The 15,376-nt window shown below is 63.2% G+C and carries 16 protein-coding genes; 6 read left to right on the forward strand and 10 right to left on the reverse strand.

The features are described 5' to 3' along the window. The first annotated feature begins 14 nt into the window (after window positions 1–14). A complete protein-coding gene (locus tag YY7_RS0103800; RefSeq protein WP_028162059.1) occupies window positions 15–704 on the forward strand; it encodes a DUF2848 domain-containing protein in 690 nt (229 codons plus the stop codon). Here YY7_RS0103800 and YY7_RS50660 read toward each other — a convergent pair. The 5 genes from YY7_RS50660 to YY7_RS0103825 form a co-directional block, all read right to left on the reverse strand. Continuing rightward, window positions 701–904: a hypothetical protein gene (locus YY7_RS50660; RefSeq protein WP_035689043.1), complete on the reverse strand. Its 204-nt coding sequence runs from the start codon at window positions 902–904 to the stop codon at window positions 701–703. The genes YY7_RS0103800 and YY7_RS50660 overlap by 4 nt on opposite strands. A 155-nt stretch (window positions 905–1,059) precedes the next feature. Next, window positions 1,060–2,292: an acyl-CoA dehydrogenase family protein gene (locus tag YY7_RS0103810; protein ID WP_028162060.1), complete on the reverse strand. Its 1,233-nt coding sequence runs from the start codon at window positions 2,290–2,292 to the stop codon at window positions 1,060–1,062. A 31-nt stretch (window positions 2,293–2,323) separates the two neighbouring features. Continuing rightward, complete coding sequence (locus tag YY7_RS0103815; protein WP_028162061.1) at window positions 2,324–3,328, reverse strand: NrtA/SsuA/CpmA family ABC transporter substrate-binding protein; 1,005 nt, start codon at window positions 3,326–3,328, stop codon at window positions 2,324–2,326. 24 nt (window positions 3,329–3,352) lie between these two features. Continuing rightward, window positions 3,353–4,072, reverse strand: a complete 720-nt coding sequence (locus tag YY7_RS0103820; protein ID WP_028162062.1) for an ABC transporter ATP-binding protein — start codon at window positions 4,070–4,072, stop codon at window positions 3,353–3,355. Continuing rightward, window positions 4,069–4,824 (reverse strand): ABC transporter permease subunit, encoded by a 756-nt coding sequence (locus YY7_RS0103825; protein ID WP_245287192.1) that lies wholly within the window; start codon window positions 4,822–4,824, stop codon window positions 4,069–4,071. Before YY7_RS0103825 ends, YY7_RS0103820 begins: the two co-directional genes overlap by 4 nt. 451 nt (window positions 4,825–5,275) lie before the next feature. On the opposite strand from YY7_RS0103825, the gene YY7_RS0103830 reads away from it, so the two are divergent. From YY7_RS0103830 to YY7_RS0103840, 3 genes are all read left to right on the forward strand, one after another. Beyond that, window positions 5,276–6,370, forward strand: a complete 1,095-nt coding sequence (locus tag YY7_RS0103830; protein WP_028162064.1) for an LLM class flavin-dependent oxidoreductase — start codon at window positions 5,276–5,278, stop codon at window positions 6,368–6,370. A gap of 171 nt (window positions 6,371–6,541) precedes the next feature. After that, on the forward strand, window positions 6,542–7,663 hold the full coding sequence (locus YY7_RS0103835) for a methionine ABC transporter ATP-binding protein (protein WP_028162065.1): 1,122 nt from the start codon (window positions 6,542–6,544) through the stop codon (window positions 7,661–7,663). After that, window positions 7,653–8,318, forward strand: a complete 666-nt coding sequence (locus YY7_RS0103840) for a methionine ABC transporter permease (RefSeq protein WP_028162066.1) — start codon at window positions 7,653–7,655, stop codon at window positions 8,316–8,318. The genes YY7_RS0103835 and YY7_RS0103840 overlap by 11 nt, the downstream gene beginning before the upstream one ends. Window positions 8,319–8,334: 16 nt before the next feature. Here YY7_RS0103840 and YY7_RS0103845 read toward each other — a convergent pair whose 3' ends face one another. After that, window positions 8,335–9,267 (reverse strand): aliphatic sulfonate ABC transporter substrate-binding protein, encoded by a 933-nt coding sequence (locus YY7_RS0103845; RefSeq protein WP_196237217.1) that lies wholly within the window; start codon window positions 9,265–9,267, stop codon window positions 8,335–8,337. A 432-nt stretch (window positions 9,268–9,699) separates the two neighbouring features. Between YY7_RS0103845 and YY7_RS0103850 the strand changes: the two genes are divergently transcribed. Further along, on the forward strand, window positions 9,700–10,476 hold the full coding sequence (locus tag YY7_RS0103850; protein ID WP_028162068.1) for a MetQ/NlpA family ABC transporter substrate-binding protein: 777 nt from the start codon (window positions 9,700–9,702) through the stop codon (window positions 10,474–10,476). Window positions 10,477–10,614: 138 nt separating this feature from the next. Here YY7_RS0103850 and YY7_RS0103855 read toward each other — a convergent pair whose 3' ends face one another. After that, window positions 10,615–12,018, reverse strand: a complete 1,404-nt coding sequence (locus tag YY7_RS0103855) for an LLM class flavin-dependent oxidoreductase (protein WP_028162069.1) — start codon at window positions 12,016–12,018, stop codon at window positions 10,615–10,617. A gap of 40 nt (window positions 12,019–12,058) precedes the next feature. Further along, complete coding sequence (locus YY7_RS64335) at window positions 12,059–12,193, reverse strand: hypothetical protein (RefSeq protein WP_283806987.1); 135 nt, start codon at window positions 12,191–12,193, stop codon at window positions 12,059–12,061. 62 nt (window positions 12,194–12,255) lie between these two features. Here YY7_RS64335 and YY7_RS0103865 point away from each other — a divergent pair, with 62 nt between their 5' ends. Then, on the forward strand, window positions 12,256–13,053 hold the full coding sequence (locus YY7_RS0103865) for a MetQ/NlpA family ABC transporter substrate-binding protein (RefSeq protein WP_028162070.1): 798 nt from the start codon (window positions 12,256–12,258) through the stop codon (window positions 13,051–13,053). 6 nt (window positions 13,054–13,059) lie between these two features. Here the strand turns inward: YY7_RS0103865 and YY7_RS57765 are convergent. Together YY7_RS57765 and YY7_RS0103880 are read right to left on the reverse strand one after the other, a co-directional pair. Further along, a protein-coding gene (locus tag YY7_RS57765) for an IS630 family transposase (protein ID WP_155255021.1) occupies window positions 13,060–14,008 on the reverse strand; the annotation gives its coding sequence in 2 pieces (ribosomal slippage) (window positions 13,060–13,671 and window positions 13,673–14,008; 948 coding nt in all). A gap of 106 nt (window positions 14,009–14,114) precedes the next feature. After that, window positions 14,115–15,332 (reverse strand): GGDEF domain-containing protein, encoded by a 1,218-nt coding sequence (locus YY7_RS0103880; protein ID WP_155255022.1) that lies wholly within the window; start codon window positions 15,330–15,332, stop codon window positions 14,115–14,117. Window positions 15,333–15,376 lie beyond the last annotated feature (44 nt).

Raw genomic sequence — 15,376 nt, forward strand, 5'->3', positions numbered from 1 at the left:
CACATGGAACAGACATGAAGAACGATATCGAATTCACTTTGGTTGCCAACAACGCTACCACGCCGCTCAAACTGTCGATCACGCAGGCGGTGATCGCCGGCTGGACCGGGCGCGATCCGGTCGCGCGCGACAAGCACATTGCCGAGCTCGCGGCGATCGGCATCGCGCCTCCGGCTTCGACCCCGATCTATTACCGATGTGCCGCGCGCAGGCTGACGACCGCCGGCAGCATTGAATGCACCGGCACCGAGTCGAGCGGGGAGGTTGAGTTCGTACTGTTTGGATTCGAAGGGCGTACGTTCGTCGGCGTCGGCTCCGATCATACCGACCGCAAGGTCGAGACCTACAACATCACGGTATCAAAGCAGATGTGCGACAAGCCCGTGGCGCCAATGCTGTGGGATCTCGCTGAAATCGAAAGCCACTGGGATCAGATCATGCTGCGATCCTGGGCGACGATCGACGGCGAACGCGTGCTTTATCAGGAAGGCGCGCTGAGCGGAATGCTGCCGGTGCCCGATCTGATCGAGCGCGGATTTGGCACTGCCCGACTGCCCGATGGCTGCGCCATGTTCTGCGGCACTTTCGCTGCCAAGGGTGGCATCCGCCCGGCCAGCCGCTTCGATTATGTCATTGAAGATCCCGTCTTGAAACGCAGCATCAGCCACGGCTACGAGATCATCACGCTGCCGGTGCTGGGCTAGGTGCCAGGGGCGGACTTCATCTGGGACTCGGTCGGCACCTTCCGATCCGGGTCCCTGTCATCCTTGTTGCCTTCAGACAGGCGAATGCGTCGCTCATAGTGGTGAGCCAACTGCAGCAGGCGCCGCTTGATGAATGGATCTGCTTGCTCCGCGATGGCCCGAACCGCGCGCGCTCTTTCTCTGCAAAACTCGTCGTCCATCGATTTTGTCCCCGCAGACATTCAGCAAGCGGGGCGGACGTTAGCGCGGTTGGCCCGATTTATTTGTGATCGAGATCACACCTCCAGGTCGAAGTCGAAGCGAGTTCCTCCGGCGTCAGCACGGCAACCCGGGGCGGGCTTTTCCGACGCATGCTCTAGAAGAAGCCCTTCGCCGGCAGCGGTGTGCCGCTGATCTCGTATTGTCCGATCGAGCGCGCCTTGAAGGTCGTTGGGTTGTGTGAGGATAGGGTCCGCGCGTTGCGCCAGTGGCGGTCGAAGTTGGTGACCTTCTTGGTGGCGGAGGCGCCGCCGACGTCGAACAACAGGCTGCCGGCGCGGATCGCGAATTCGTCCGCCACGATCTTGGCCTTTGCCGACAGCAGCGCGGCCTCGTGCGCGGCCTCGACCGCGTTGGCGGCACCCGCGTCGAACGCATCGGTCGCGATGTCAAGCGCGTCGGCCGCCGCGAGCACGACGGTCTCCGCGGCGAACGCGCCGCTTGCGATCTGGCCGACGGTCTGCTGCAGCAGCGGATCGTCGGTCGGGATCTGGCTTGGCGCATAGTAGAAGGTCCGCTTCCGGGAGCGGACGAGGGCAGCGGCCTCGCGCAGGCTGGAGCGCGCGATGCCGGCGACGATCGCAGTCAGGAACAGTTGCGCGAACGTGTTCGAATAGGGCACGCCGTAGCCGATGTCAGGCGCATCGAACACGACCTCCTGCCGTTTGACCTTCACGTTGCGGAAATGGGTCGTACCGGTTGCCGTCAGCCGCTGACCGAGCCCGTCCCAATCGTCGATCAGCTCGACGCCTTCTCGCTTCACCGGGATGATCGTGGCGCCAGTCGCTCCGGACGGATCGGCGGCGCGCACCAGGACGTAGTCCGAATACAGCGTGCCGGTGCTGTAATATTTCGTGCCGTTCAGCAGGAAGTCGCCGTTCTCATCCGGCGTCAACGTGGTGTTGGGCGTGATGTCGCCGACCTTCGGGCTTTCCAATTCGGTGGTCGCAAGTCCGATGATGGCGCCTCCCGCGACCGCCTTCTGCCATTCCCGGCTCTGCTCGTCCTTGGGCGTGCGCACCAGACGCTCGACCACGCTGAAGTGGTTGCGCAGAATATGCGCGACGTTGGCGTCGGCCTCGCCAAGGCGGATCACGACCTCGAACAATTCGCGGATCGTGCTGCCGGCGCCGCCGGCCGCCGTTGGCAGCCGCAGCGCGCCGAGCCGCGCCTTGCGGATCAGGTCGATCTCCTGGAACGGAAGGACACGGTCGCGCTCGCGCTGGCTGGCGCCTTCGGCAATATGTTTCAGGAGCGCTTCAACATCTGGTGAGCGGGGATCGAGACCGTGCGACGATCCCAAGGAAAGTGCAGATACAGGCTTGTTCATCGTTTGACCTGAATGGAGTTGGAATGATCGTTCAGAGTTGCGCGAGGTGGTCGGTGATCTTGACCGGCTCAGGCAAGACCTTGCGCGCCACCAGCCAGTCGGCGGCCTTCTGCAAGTCGGCGAGAAATTTCTCGTCATTGACCGGAAAGTAGCGGTACTTCCGCTGCAGCGCGATGAACTGGTCACGCACCTGGTCGCTGTACTTGCCCGCCTTCTGCGCGATGTACTCGGCGTCCTTGCTGTTCTCGGAAATCCATTTGCCCTCGGCGCGGAAGGCGTCGTTGACAGCGCGGACCAGCGCCGGATTGTCGGTCGCGAATTTGCGGGTGGTCAGATAGGAGGTGTAGTCGATCTGGAAATCAAGGTCGCGCCCCTCCAGGAAGATATCGTGCGCCTTGTATTCGAGCCGCGCAATGTCGACGCCGGGGCTCCACATCGACCACGCATCGACCTTGCCGGAGGCCAGCGCCGGCGCCGCGTCGGGCGGATTGAGATAGACGAATTTCACCGCGGAGCGGTCGACCTTGTGCTTCTCCAAAGCTGCGACCAGAAGGAATTCGCCGAGCCCTGAACGGTTCACCGCAACCGATTTGCCGACGAGATCTTCGATCTTGTTGATGCCGGAATCGTCCTTGGCGATGATCGCGGTGGTGCGTGGCTCGTAAACGACGAATTGCGCGAATACCAGCGGCGAGCCGGCGATGATCGCCGCCAGCGCCGGCGTGGTGCTGCCGCCGAAGCTGAAGTCCGCGCTGCCGCCCGTCACCGCCTGCAGCGTCGGGGCATGGTTCGGGAACGGTCCCAGCCATTCGACCTTGATGCCGTCCTTTGCCAAGAGCTTGTCGAACTCGCCGCGCTCCTTTGCGATCAGGTTGAGGCCGCTGAGTCCCCAGGTCAGGCGGACCGTATCGGTGGTGCGGCCGGTCGCCGACCGCGCGGTCCTGGGCAAGCCGAAGCCGCCAAGCACGCCAAGGCCCGCGGCGGCGGAGCCGAGAAAACGTCGGCGGGAGGGCTTTGCAGACGAGAAGTCAGACATGGATGAACGGTCCTTCCGAAGAGCTCAAGCTGTATGGTGAGACGCAACGACGCCAAGCTCTGCGAGCAGCTCGGATCGCGCAATGCGGCCAGCGCCATCCCTTTTGGTTCGATGCTCAAACGCGATCCGGCCCTCGCGCATCACGAGGATGCGGTCGGCGAGCGCAATCGCTTCGTCCACGTCATGTGTCACGAGCAGGACGCCCGGCCGATGGTTTGCCACCAGTTCGCGGACGAGATCGTGCATGCGGATACGGGTCAGCGCGTCGAGCGCGGCAAAGGGTTCATCGAGCAGCAATAGCTCCGGCTGCTGCACCAGGGCGCGCGCCAGCGCGACGCGCTGGGCCTGCCCGCCGGAAAGATTGCGCGGCCAGTCATCGAGCCGGTCGCCGAGGCCGACCTCGGCCAGCGCTGCTGCGGCGCGCTCGCGCGGATCCTTCACCTGAAGCCCGAGCGACACGTTGCGCCAAAGACTGTCCCACGGCAGCAGGCGGTGCTCCTGGAACACGACAGCCGGCCGTCGCGGCGCCACGATGCGGCCGCCGTCGATTGGGTCGAGCCCGGCCAGCGCGCGCAGCAGCGTGGTCTTGCCGCAACCGCTTTCGCCGAGCAGCGCGACGAACTCGCCGCGCTCGATGCGCAGATTGAGGTTATCGATCACCACGCGCTTGCCATAGGCGCGGCGCAGGTTGGTCACCACCACCGCGGGCGAGGCAACGGAGGAGGGCACGACATGAAGGGTCATCGCGCGCCTCCATAGTTCGGGTGCCAGGCGAGCAAGCGCCGCTCGAGCAGGCGCGCGATCGCGTCCGCAGTGACGCCGATCAGCGCATAGATCACGATCGTCAGTACGATCACGTCCGTGCGCAGGAATTCGCGGGCATCCATCGCGAGGAAGCCGATGCCGGACTGCGCGCCGATGGTCTCGGCCACCACCAAGGCGAGCCATGCGGTCGCGAGTGCATAGCGCACGCCGGTCAGGATCGAAGGCAGGGCGCCCGGCAGGATGATCCGCCGGATCAATTCAAGCGTGCCAAGTCCCTGGATGCGTCCGAGCTCGATCAGCTTCGGATCGACCTGGCGGATTCCTAATGTCGTGTTGATGTAGATCGGGAAGGTGACGCCAAGCGCGACCAGGAAGATCTTCTCGGCCTCTCCAACGCCGAGCCAGACGATCACGAGCGGCAGCGCCGCCAGGAACGGGATCGCGCGGATCATCTGCACGCTGCGGTCGATTGCGGCCTCCGCGATGCGCGAGAAGCCGACCAGCGTGCCAAGCGCAAAGCCGATGGCGCCGCCGATCGCAAAGCCGGCCACAGCACGCAGCAGGCTGATGCCGAGATCATTCAGCAGGCTTCCGGTGGTCACAAGCTTGAACGCCGTCCTGACGACCTTGCTTGGTGCCGGCAACACGTGCGGCGACAGCCATCCGGCCTGCGCCAGCACTTCCCAAACGACGAGCAGCGTCACCGGCGCGAGCCAGGAGAGCAGTTGCAGTCCGCGGCGGCTTAGCTCGAATGGTTTCCGCGGGGATGCAGCCGCGCCGTCCTTGCTCTCGGTCCCATCAAATTCGGCCGGGGAAACGGCTTGTTCCAGGTTGCTCAAGACAACGTCGTCCTCGCTTCATCGTGTTGCATGATGCGCGCGCCGATGAAGCGACATCAGGATGCCACGCGCGAGGCACATCGGAGCATTCACCCAACTGCGGCGCTCCGCCGCGTGAGTGCTCGCCCTTCCATATGTCGCGAAATCTCCCACGAATTTAGCCGGACAGAAATAGAGCGGTTTTCCAATTGTCTGGTGCCGGAGAGTTTTCTGGTTTCTTTGCGCGCGCAAGACGGCAAAGAATATCTTTCACCGCGGCTGCGCTTGATCTCGCTTCGCGCTTTGGCGAAAACAGCCGCGCTTCCACCACGGCATGATGCGCGCAATTCGAGAGAAATCACAAATGACGGCACGACCGCTTCGTTTCGGCATCTGGGCATTGGTTCATGGACCGCGTGCCGCGCATCAGGATCCGGAAGAACCCTATGATGCGTCGTGGGAGCGCAACCGCGATCTGGTGCTTGCGGCGGAACGGCTCGGTTATGATTCCACGCTGGTCGCGCAACACACCATCAATCCGCATCAGGAGGATCTCGATCAGCTGGAGGCGTGGAGCGCGGCGGCGGCGCTTGCGGCGCTGACGAGCCGGATCGAGATCATCGCCGCCATCAAGCCGTATCTCTATCATCCGGTGGTGCTGGCGAAGATGGCGCTCGGTATCGAGAACATCAGTCGCGGTCGCTTCGCGATCAATCTCGTCAATGCCTGGAATAAGCCCGAACTCGAGAAGGCGGGCATCGGCTTTGCCGAGCATGACGCGCGCTATGCCTATGGCCGCGAATGGATCAGTGTGGTGTCGCGCCTGATGCAGGGCGAACGCCTGACCTACAAGGGCGAGCATTTCGACGTGCGCGACTATGCGCTCCGGCCCGCCGACCTCTACCGGCAACGGCCGCTGATCTATGTCGGCGGCGAATCCGAGCCGGCGCGGGCGCTGGTCGCCGATCACGGCGACGTCTGGTTCATCAACGGCCAGCCGCTGGCGGATGTCGCGGCGCTGATTGCCGATGTCGCGGCGCGGCCGCGGGTCTCGGCGCCGTTGCGCTTCGGCCTTTCGGCGTTTGTGGTCGCGCGGCAGACCAACGAAGAGGCGCAGACGGCGTACCGGCGGCTCCTGGACCTCGCCGCCAAGGATGCGCCGATGCGGGCGATCCAGAAGCAGAACACCGATCCGAAGGTCGTGATGATGCAGACGATGCAGAAGTCCGCGCGGGTCGGCAGCAATGGCGGCACGGCGGCCGGCCTTGTCGGCAGCTATGACGAGGTGGCCTCGCGCATCCTTGCATTCCACACAGCAGGCATCGAGCTGTTCATGCTGCAGTTCCAGCCGTTCGAGGCGGAGATGGAGCGTTTTGCCAGGGAGGTCATCCCGCGCGTGCGGCAGGCGCAGTCCGCGGCGGCGGCCGACGGAACTGCATTGTTGGCAGGTTCACGCTAGCGATCGGCCGGTGCCCAAAAAACCAGCACACAGTCTGGCGGAAGGAATTTCTCTTACCGAGGCGAACGACGAAAGCTTAGCCTACGTCTCTGCTGATATCTGGAATTGCCAGCGGCATCCGCGCGCGTAATTTTGCAGTGCAGCGCGCAGCCGAAAGACCGGATTTCAGCAATGAATGTGCATCAATCTCTCGCGGCCTCACGACCGCCGGAGGCATTTCCGCCCGTCGCCCCCGATGTCGTCTCCAAGGAGGCGATGGTGCGGTTCGAGGCCGTCTCGAAAACCTACCCCGCCTATCGCGGTAAGCCGAGCGTCACGGCGCTGCAGGACATCGACTTCGCAATTCCCCGCGGCGCCATCACCGGCGTGATCGGCCGCTCCGGCGCCGGCAAGTCGAGCCTGGTCCGGCTGATCAACGGGCTGGAGAAACCGACGACTGGCCGCGTCATCGTCGATGGCAGCGACATCTCGGCGCTTTCCGGTCGCGAGCTGCGGCTGGCCCAACGCTCGATCGGCATGATCTTCCAGCACTTCAACCTGCTGTCGTCGCGGACGGCGGCGGACAATATCGCCTTGCCGCTTGAAATCGCCGGCTGGTCGAAAGCCGAGATCGCCGCGCGCGTCTCCGAGCTGCTCGACCTCGTCGATATCGCCGACAAGCGCAATCGTTATCCGTCGGAGCTCTCCGGCGGCCAGAAGCAACGGATCGGCATTGCGCGTGCGCTGGCGACGCGGCCGAGCGTACTGCTGTCTGATGAGGCGACCTCGGCGCTCGATCCGCAGACGACGCGCTCGATTCTCGACCTGCTCGCCAATATCAACCGCGAGCTCGGCGTGACCATCATCCTGATCACCCATGAGATGTCGGTCGTACGGCAGCTTGCCAAGGAGGTGATCGTGCTCGATGCCGGGCACATCGTCGAGCGCGGTCATGTCGCCGACATCTTCACCCATCCGCAACATGCGATTACCCAGAGCTTTCTCTCCGAGGTCCTCGGCGACGCGGTTCCGGTCTCCTTGTCCAGCCGGCTGCAGCAGCAGCCGACGGCGGGCGGCCAGGCCGTGATCCGCGTGCTCGTCCGCGGCGATGGCGGCGACCGGCTGGTGGCGCGGCTGTCGCGCGAGCTTGCGATCGACGCGGCGCTGTTGTCGGCGCGGATCGACGAGATCGGTGGCCAGCAGGTCGGGTCATTGACGCTTGGCGTACCCGGCGATGAGGCCGTGGTTGCGCGCGTGCTGTCTTTCCTTGTCCAACATCGGTTTTCCGCGGAGCGCCTCGGCTATGTCGCCTGAACTCATCAATCTCATCATCCAGGCGACCGGCGAAAGCCTGTTCATGGTCGCGGTCTCCGCCTCGCTCGGCACGTTGTTCGGCCTGCCGATCGGCGTGTTCCTCGCGACCAGCCGCAAGGGCGAATTGTTTGCCGCGCCGGCTGCGAATGCGATCCTTGGCGTCATCGTCAACGCGACGCGTTCCACGCCCTTCATCATCCTGGTCGTCGCGATCATCCCGTTCACGCGCCTTGTCGCAGGAACCTCGATCGGCTCGGGAGCGGCGATCGTGCCGCTCACCATCGCCTCGACGCCGTTCATCGCGCGCCTTGTCGAGGGCGCGATCCGCGAGGTCGATGCCGGCCTGATCGAAACCGCCTCGTCGTTCGGCGCCACCCCGCTGCAGGTCGTGCTCAAGGTCCTGATCCCCGAGGCGCTGCCAGGGCTCGTGCTGTCGCTGACGCTCGCGGTGGTCAGCCTGCTCGGCTATTCGGCCATGGTCGGCGCAGTCGGCGGTGGCGGATTGGGCGATCTCGGCATCCGCTACGGCTATCAGCGCTTCATGCCGGGCATGATGCTGGCCGTGGTGGTGGTCCTGATCGCGCTGGTGCAGACCGTGCAGACCGCCGGCGATTATCTGGCGCGCCGGGTCAACCGCCGGCTGCGCCATCGTTGAGCCCTCACGGGCGCCGTCAGGATCCTTTCGGCGCCCAGATCTTGACGTCTGACGTATCGACCTTTCTCGGGATCAACCCTTCGGCGACGAACGCATCGGCGATGCGCTGCTGCTCTGATAGTCCGGGAACGGTGACTGCGCCGACCTTGTAGGAGCGATGGCTGTTGGCTTCTTCCACTGCCGCGGCGTCGATGCCCCAGAGGCCGGCGAGAATGGTTGCGGCATCCTTGGGGTTGGCCTTCACCCACTTCCCGGTCTCGGCAAGCTTGTTGAAGATCACGTTGAGCGCGTCGCCGCGGCGATCGGCAAAGGCAGCCGAGGCGACATAGTAACGCTTGTAGCTTGCGAGTCCGTTGCTGCCGTCGGAAAGGATCCGCGCGCCGGACTGGCGGCTGGCACTGGTGAGGAAGGGATCCCAGGCCACCCAGGCGTCGACATTATTGCTGACGAATGCTGCGCGGCCGTCGGCCGGTGTCAGATAGGCGGGCGTGATGTCCTTGAAGGTGAGGCCGGACTTGGCGAGCGCTGCAAGCAACAGGAAATGGCTGCCGGCGCCTTTTGTCACCGCGACCTTCTTGCCCTTGAGATCGGCCACAGATTTCACGGGCGAGTCCTTCGGCACCAAAATCGCCTGCGCCGACGGCGATGCGGCTTCCTCGGCGACATAGGCGAGCTTGGCGCCGGCGGCCTGCGCAAAGATCGGCACGGTGTCTGCGACATCGGCGCCGAAATCGACGATGCCGACATTGATGGCCTCGAGCAGCGGCAATCCGCTGGTGAATTCGTGCCAGGACACAGTGATGCCGAGCGGCGCGAGCGCCTTCTCCAATTCACCATTGGTCTTGAGGATCGCGGTGAGCGTCGAGGATTTCTGGTAACCGATCCGGATTTCCTCCGAGATCGCAGGCCGCGCCAGCGAGATCATCGCCAGCACGCCAAGCGCGCTCATGGCGAGCCGGCGCGTGATGGGTTTGATCCGGGAGGCGGCTGGAACTTGCGAACGCGGGCGAGGCGAGAACAACATATCTGTGGCTTCCAAAATAATGCGGATGAATTCCGGAACCTCATTTGCGATCAATCGCGTGCCGGTGGCAATTCCGGAGAAGTCGTCCGATGTGGTGCAAAATTCTCCGCGGCAGACAATTAAGAGAATTACGTTTCGCGTGACATGCTGTCACCGTGCTGCATCATCCGTTCGTACGGAGGACCGATCGGCTGCGGAGAACAGAAGCATCGCGCTGCACCATGTAGAGCAAATGTTTTGTGCCCCACGTTGAATGATCGCAGCCGTTTCGTCGTTTTGTCGCGCAGGCGGTTGAAGCCACCAATGATCGGCGCTAGTGCCAGCCGAGTTACGTTTGTGTGATCTTTGGAGAGCTTTATGCGAATCTTTACCGCGATCGTTGCGGCAGCCGCATTGTTTGCCGGCGCCGCACGGGCCGAAACCATCCGGGTTGGCGTGACCGCCGGGCCGCACGCCGAGATCCTCGAGGTGGTGAAGAAGGTGGCCGCCGAGCGTGGCCTTGACATCAAGGTTGTCGAATTCACTGATTACGTCATTCCCAACCAGGCGCTGGCGCTGAAGGATCTGGAAGCGAACTCGTTCCAGCATGAGCCCTATCTGAAGAACCAGATCTCCAAGACCGGCTGGAAGATCGTGAAGGTCGCCACCAGCATCGCTTCGCCGCAGGGCGTCTACTCGCTGAAATACAAGAAGCTGTCGGATCTGCCGGAGGGCGCGCGGGTGGCGATCGCCAACGATCCCTCGAACGGCGCGCGTGGACTGATGATCCTCGCCCTCCACGGCGTGATCAAGCTGAAGGACTCGAACAACGTCGCCTCGACGATTGCCGACATCACCGAAAATCCGAAGAAATTGCGCTTCGTCGAGCTCGACGCGGCACAGCTCCCGCGCTCGCTGCAGGATGTCGACCTCGTCTCGATCAACAACAATTACGCGGTGCAGGCCGGCCTCAATCCCGCGACCGACGCGATCGCGCATGAGTCGAAAGATGGCCCGTGGGTCAACATCATCGCTGTACGCGAGGAAGATAAGGACAAGCCCTGGGTCAAGCAACTCGTCGACGCCTATCACTCGCAACAGGTGAAGGAGTTCCTCGATAAGCGCTTCAAGGGGACCTATATCGCGACGTGGTGATAGACCTGACGTAGGGCGGGCAAAGCGAAGCGTGCCCACCATTGCGAGCGGAGTGCTTGATGGTGGGCACGGCGCAAAGAGCGCCTTTGCCCACCTACGCGGCGTTTGTTCGCTTCGCGCTGCCGAACGGCTAATACACTATTCGGCGGCGTTGGATCGAACGGCATCGGTCGGCAGGCGGCGAAATCCCGCGCCCGGATGGGTCGCATGCAGGCGCGGTCCGCGTCCCGGAAACAGCTTCTCCCGTAAGGTGCCGTCGCGATAGGCGGTCTTGTAGACGCCGCGGGATTGCAGTTCGGGCACCACCAGATCGACGAACGCGTTCAGCGATTCCGGCACGACAAGACGGAACAGGTTGAATCCGTCCACGTCGGTCTCTTCCGCCCAGGCGATCAGTTCGTCGGCCACGTCCTGCGGCGAGCCCACCACGAAGGGTGAGCGTGCGCCGAGGTGGCTCAAGCTGGCAAGGTCGCCGATCTTCACCGGCCGCTCGCTGCGCAGCGTAAAATTCTCGACCATCGACTGGATCGCATTGCTCTCGACGTATTGCACGGCCTCTTCGGGACGGTAGGTCGAGAAGTCGATGCCGGTCCATCCCGAGAGCAGCGCGAGCTGCCCGGCTTGGTCGACATGGCGGGCATAGTCCGCGAGCAGATCGTTGGCTTCGGCGCGAGTCGGCGCGACGATAACGGTGGCGCCGGCAAACAGCCTGATGTCATAGGGATCGCGCCCGAATTCCTTTGCGGCTTCCCTGATCTCGCGGACGGCTCGCGCGAGGATCGGCCTGGTCTGGCCGTTGAGGAAGATCGCTTCCGCATGCCTCGCGGCGAAGGCGCGGCCGCGCCGTGACGTTCCCGCCTGATACAACAATGGCGTGCGCTGCGGCGACGGTTCGGCGAGATGGATGCCGTCGACGCGATAATGCGAGCCTTCGTGCCTGACACGATGGACCTTCGCCGGATCGGCGAACAGGCGCGTGCCGCGGTCGCGGCGGACGGCGTCATCCTCCCAACTGCCTTCCCAGAGCTTGTAGACGGCGGCGAGAAAATCCTCCGCCGCGTCGTAGCGTTCGTCATGGGCGCGGGCGGTGGGCAGGCCCATCCCGCGCGCGCCACTTTCGAGATAGCCGGTCACGATGTTCCAGCCGATCCGTCCTTTGGTGAGATGATCGAGCGTCGAGAAGCGGCGCGCGAACTGATAGGGATGCTCGAATGTCAGGTTCGACGTGATGCCGAAGCCGAGATGCTTGGTGACCAGCGCCATCGCGGAGACCAGCAGCGTCGGCTCGGCGTTGGGCAGTTGGACGGCATGGCTGATCGCCGCATCCGGATTGCCGCCATAGACGTCGTAGACGCCGAATACGTCGGCAAGGAAGATGCCGTCGAGCAGGCCCCGCTCCGCGGTCCTGGCATAGTCGACCCAGTAATCAAGCGTGTTGTAGTCGATCGACGCATCGCGCGGATGCGACCACAGGCCGGCCCAGTTGTGGCTCGGCGCGGTCATGTTGAACGCGTTGAAGCGAAGTTCTCGCGGTCTCGTCATCAGCCGTTCTCCGCAACGGGTTCGTGTTTCGCGGAAACTATCACGCCAGCCGGACGACGTTGTTTTCAATTTGCCGCGGCGGATGAAAGATTACCGCCGCGTCAGGCCAAAGCCGCAGCACGCGCATCGCTATTTTCTCCGACGCCTCGACAGCGCAGAGACCGGCAAGCATCATTCGTCAACGGCGCTCGCGAGGCCGCCTCATACGATCCTTCGAGAAGAGATGGACCTGACAAGATGAAGACGTTCATGCGTATGGCGCAGGCCGCCGGCCTGTTGCTTGCCCTCACCACAGCCGCGGTTGCCGACGAGCCGCTGAAGATCGCGACCAGTGCCGGCCCGGTCGGGCAGTTGGCTGGCTATGCGGCCAAGCTCGCCAAGGAGAAGGGGCAGGACGTCAGGATTGTCGAGCTCAGCGACTGGGTGGCGCTGAACGAAGTGGTCAACAGCGGCGATGTCGATGCGAACCTGTTCCAGCACGGGACTTACCTGGCGCTGCAGAACAAGCAGCGCGGCTTCAATCTCGTTCAGGTCGACAAGGTGGGCGTGATTGCGCCGGTCGGATTGTTCTCAAAGAAGATCAAGAGCCTCGACGAGATCAAGTCCGGCGACAGCGTCGCGATTCCCAACGAGCCCTTGAACGGGGCGCGCGGATTGATCCTGCTCGAACGCGCCGGCCTGATCAAGCTGACGCCGGGCAAGGGTTTTTCGGTGAGCAAGTTCGACATCATCGAAAATCCCAAGAATTTGAAGGTCGTCGAGCTCGATCCCGCGCAGACCTACCGTTCGCTCGATGACGTCACGCTGGCGCTCGTCAACGTCACCTATCTGATCTCGGCCGGCGGCGATCCGAAATCGGCGCTGATCATCGACCGCACCCTCGATGACGGCCTGGTCCTGCGCTTCACCGCACGTGCCGACAAGAAGGACGATCCGCGCCTGAAGGCGTTCATCCAGGTCTTCAATTCGCCGCAGGTGAAGCAGTTCATCGAGGAGAAGCTGCCGGCCTTCATCCCGGCGGGGTTCGACGGCTAGAGCGTTTCACGTTTTGATAGAAGCGTATCCGGCGTTTCCGAAGTAGTTGCTGCATTCGTTGGGGTGGATGGTTGTAACGAGGTCGCCGATATGGCGGCAAATGTCGTCGATGGTGCGCTTCTGGGCGGAGCGCATCCAGTGCTTGATCTTGGCGAAGGTCTGTTCGATCGGATTGAGGTCGGGGGAATATGGCGGCAGGTACCAGAGCCTTGCGCCGGCGGCTTTAATCAAGCTGCGCAGGGCAGCAGACTTGTGGCTGCCGAGATTGTCCATGATGACGATATCGCCGGGCTGAAGCTGCGGGACGAGAACCTGCTGAACATAGGCGCGGAAGCATTCTCCGTTGATTGGGCCGTCGAACAGGCAAGGTGCAGTGAGGCGGTCGCAGCGCAAGGCGCCAAGGAATGTCAACGTCTTCCAATGACCGTGTGGCGTGAAACTCCGCACCCGCTGGCCTTTTGGCCCCCATCCGCGCAGTGGGGCCATGTTGGTCTTGATCCAGGTCTCGTCGATAAAGACCAGGCGTCGGGGATCGAGCTTGGCCTGCCATGAACGCCAGCGCTGGCGTCTACGCGCGATGTCGGAGCGGGCTCGCTCGAGAGCGAGCAGCGTTTTTTTTGAACCTCAGCCCTTCGCGGCGTAGAAACAGCCAAACGGCATTGTGGGAGACCTTGACCCCGCGCGCGGCGAGTTCGTCCTTGAGGGCGTGAAGCGTCAAATGCGGCGTCTGGCTGATCCGTTCCTTGATGAAGGCGCGATGCGGCTCGAGGACGGGCTTGCGATGACCGCCCATCTTGCCGGGCGCCACCGAGCCGGTCGCTCGATAACGTTGCGACCACTTCACCACTGACGACACCGCAACCCCAAACCGCACTGCCACCGAGCGGCAGCTCTCACCCTTCGCAACAGCCGCTACCGCACGCTTGCGCAGATCATTGGAAATTGGTCGCACCATCGGATGCTGGCCTCCAGCCCAGCCAGCATCTTGAATCATATTCGCCCCAGATCCGGAATCCCTTCCGATTCAATAAATCCGTGAACCGCTCTAGGCTCCAGGCAAGTCAGGACGAGCTGCGGACGATCGGCGCAGCGTCGCGATCGGTCGGCGTCACCGGGTGCAGGATGCTGGTCCGATTGCGTCCCGCCTTCTTCGCCGCGTACAGGGCGGAATCGGCTGCCGACATCAGCCGATCCAGGACGATGTCTCGAGCGTCGGTGATCGATATCCCCGCGCTCGCGGTGGCCATGATTTGAATGTTGTCATGAAGGATCGGCGCATCGCTGAACGTGGCGCGAACTCGATCGACGACGAGCCTTGCATCGTTGATCGTGGTGTTCGGCAGCAGCAGCGCGAACTCTTCCCCGCCGATCCTGCCGAAGACGTCGCCCTGGCGGATCGCGCGCGCGGCGCGCCTGGCGAACTCGGCGATGACCTCGTCTCCGGCAGGATGGCCATGCTTGTCGTTGATGGCCTTGAAGTAGTCGATGTCAAAGAGGGCAATCGCGATCTCGCACGACTTGCCGGATAGTTTGGCAAGCCGGGCTGCGCAGGTCTCGAAGAAGCCGCGTCGATTGAGGACGCCGGTCAACTGATCGTTCATTGCGAGATCGCGGAGCCGGCGTTCGGAACGCTCGCCGATCATCAGAATGCCGAGGACGACGATCGCCACCATCGCGACGGCGGATTGGAACGGCGCAAAGGTGAGCCACCCCCGGAGCGGGCCCGCGCCGATTTCGTCGCGCATGACGAAGATGGCAATGGCCTGGCTGTAACTGACCACCGTCTCAAACAGGCAGATCAGCGCGATGCAGAGCCGCGGCGAAAGTTCCCGGGACGATGAACGCCAGAGATCGAGGCCGATCAGCAGCGTCATCGTGCCGATCGCGAGATTGTAATCGATCTGGCGAAGCGCGTAGCTCGGATACGCGAACGGCAGGCCCACTGCCCATATCAGCGGCGGCAGCAAGGCCAATACAGGTAGCGGTCGTTGGTCGAAAACACGCACACCGCACCAGAGCGCGCCCGCGCCAAACAGGGCGAAAAAGCCGGGAACGCCGAACGCCGAGAGCTGGGGCAGCGTCTGGCGCTGTGCCGCAAGAATGACGCCAAGAAAGGACAGCAGGAACCCGAGGATCCACCAGGAATAGGACTTAGTGGAGCGATCCCGCACCCATGTGATCACAACGATCAAGCAGCCAATCGCGCATGCGGCCTCGGCCAACAGCCCGACGGTGAACATATCGAACAAGGACCACAACTCCGGACCTTTCCCCAGCACGACCAGCTATCCGCCCGACCTTAAAGGAACGGGAGCGAATTCAC

It is taken from the genome of Bradyrhizobium elkanii WSM2783 (assembly GCF_000472865.1).
Lineage (GTDB): Bacteria > Pseudomonadota > Alphaproteobacteria > Rhizobiales > Xanthobacteraceae > Bradyrhizobium > Bradyrhizobium elkanii_A.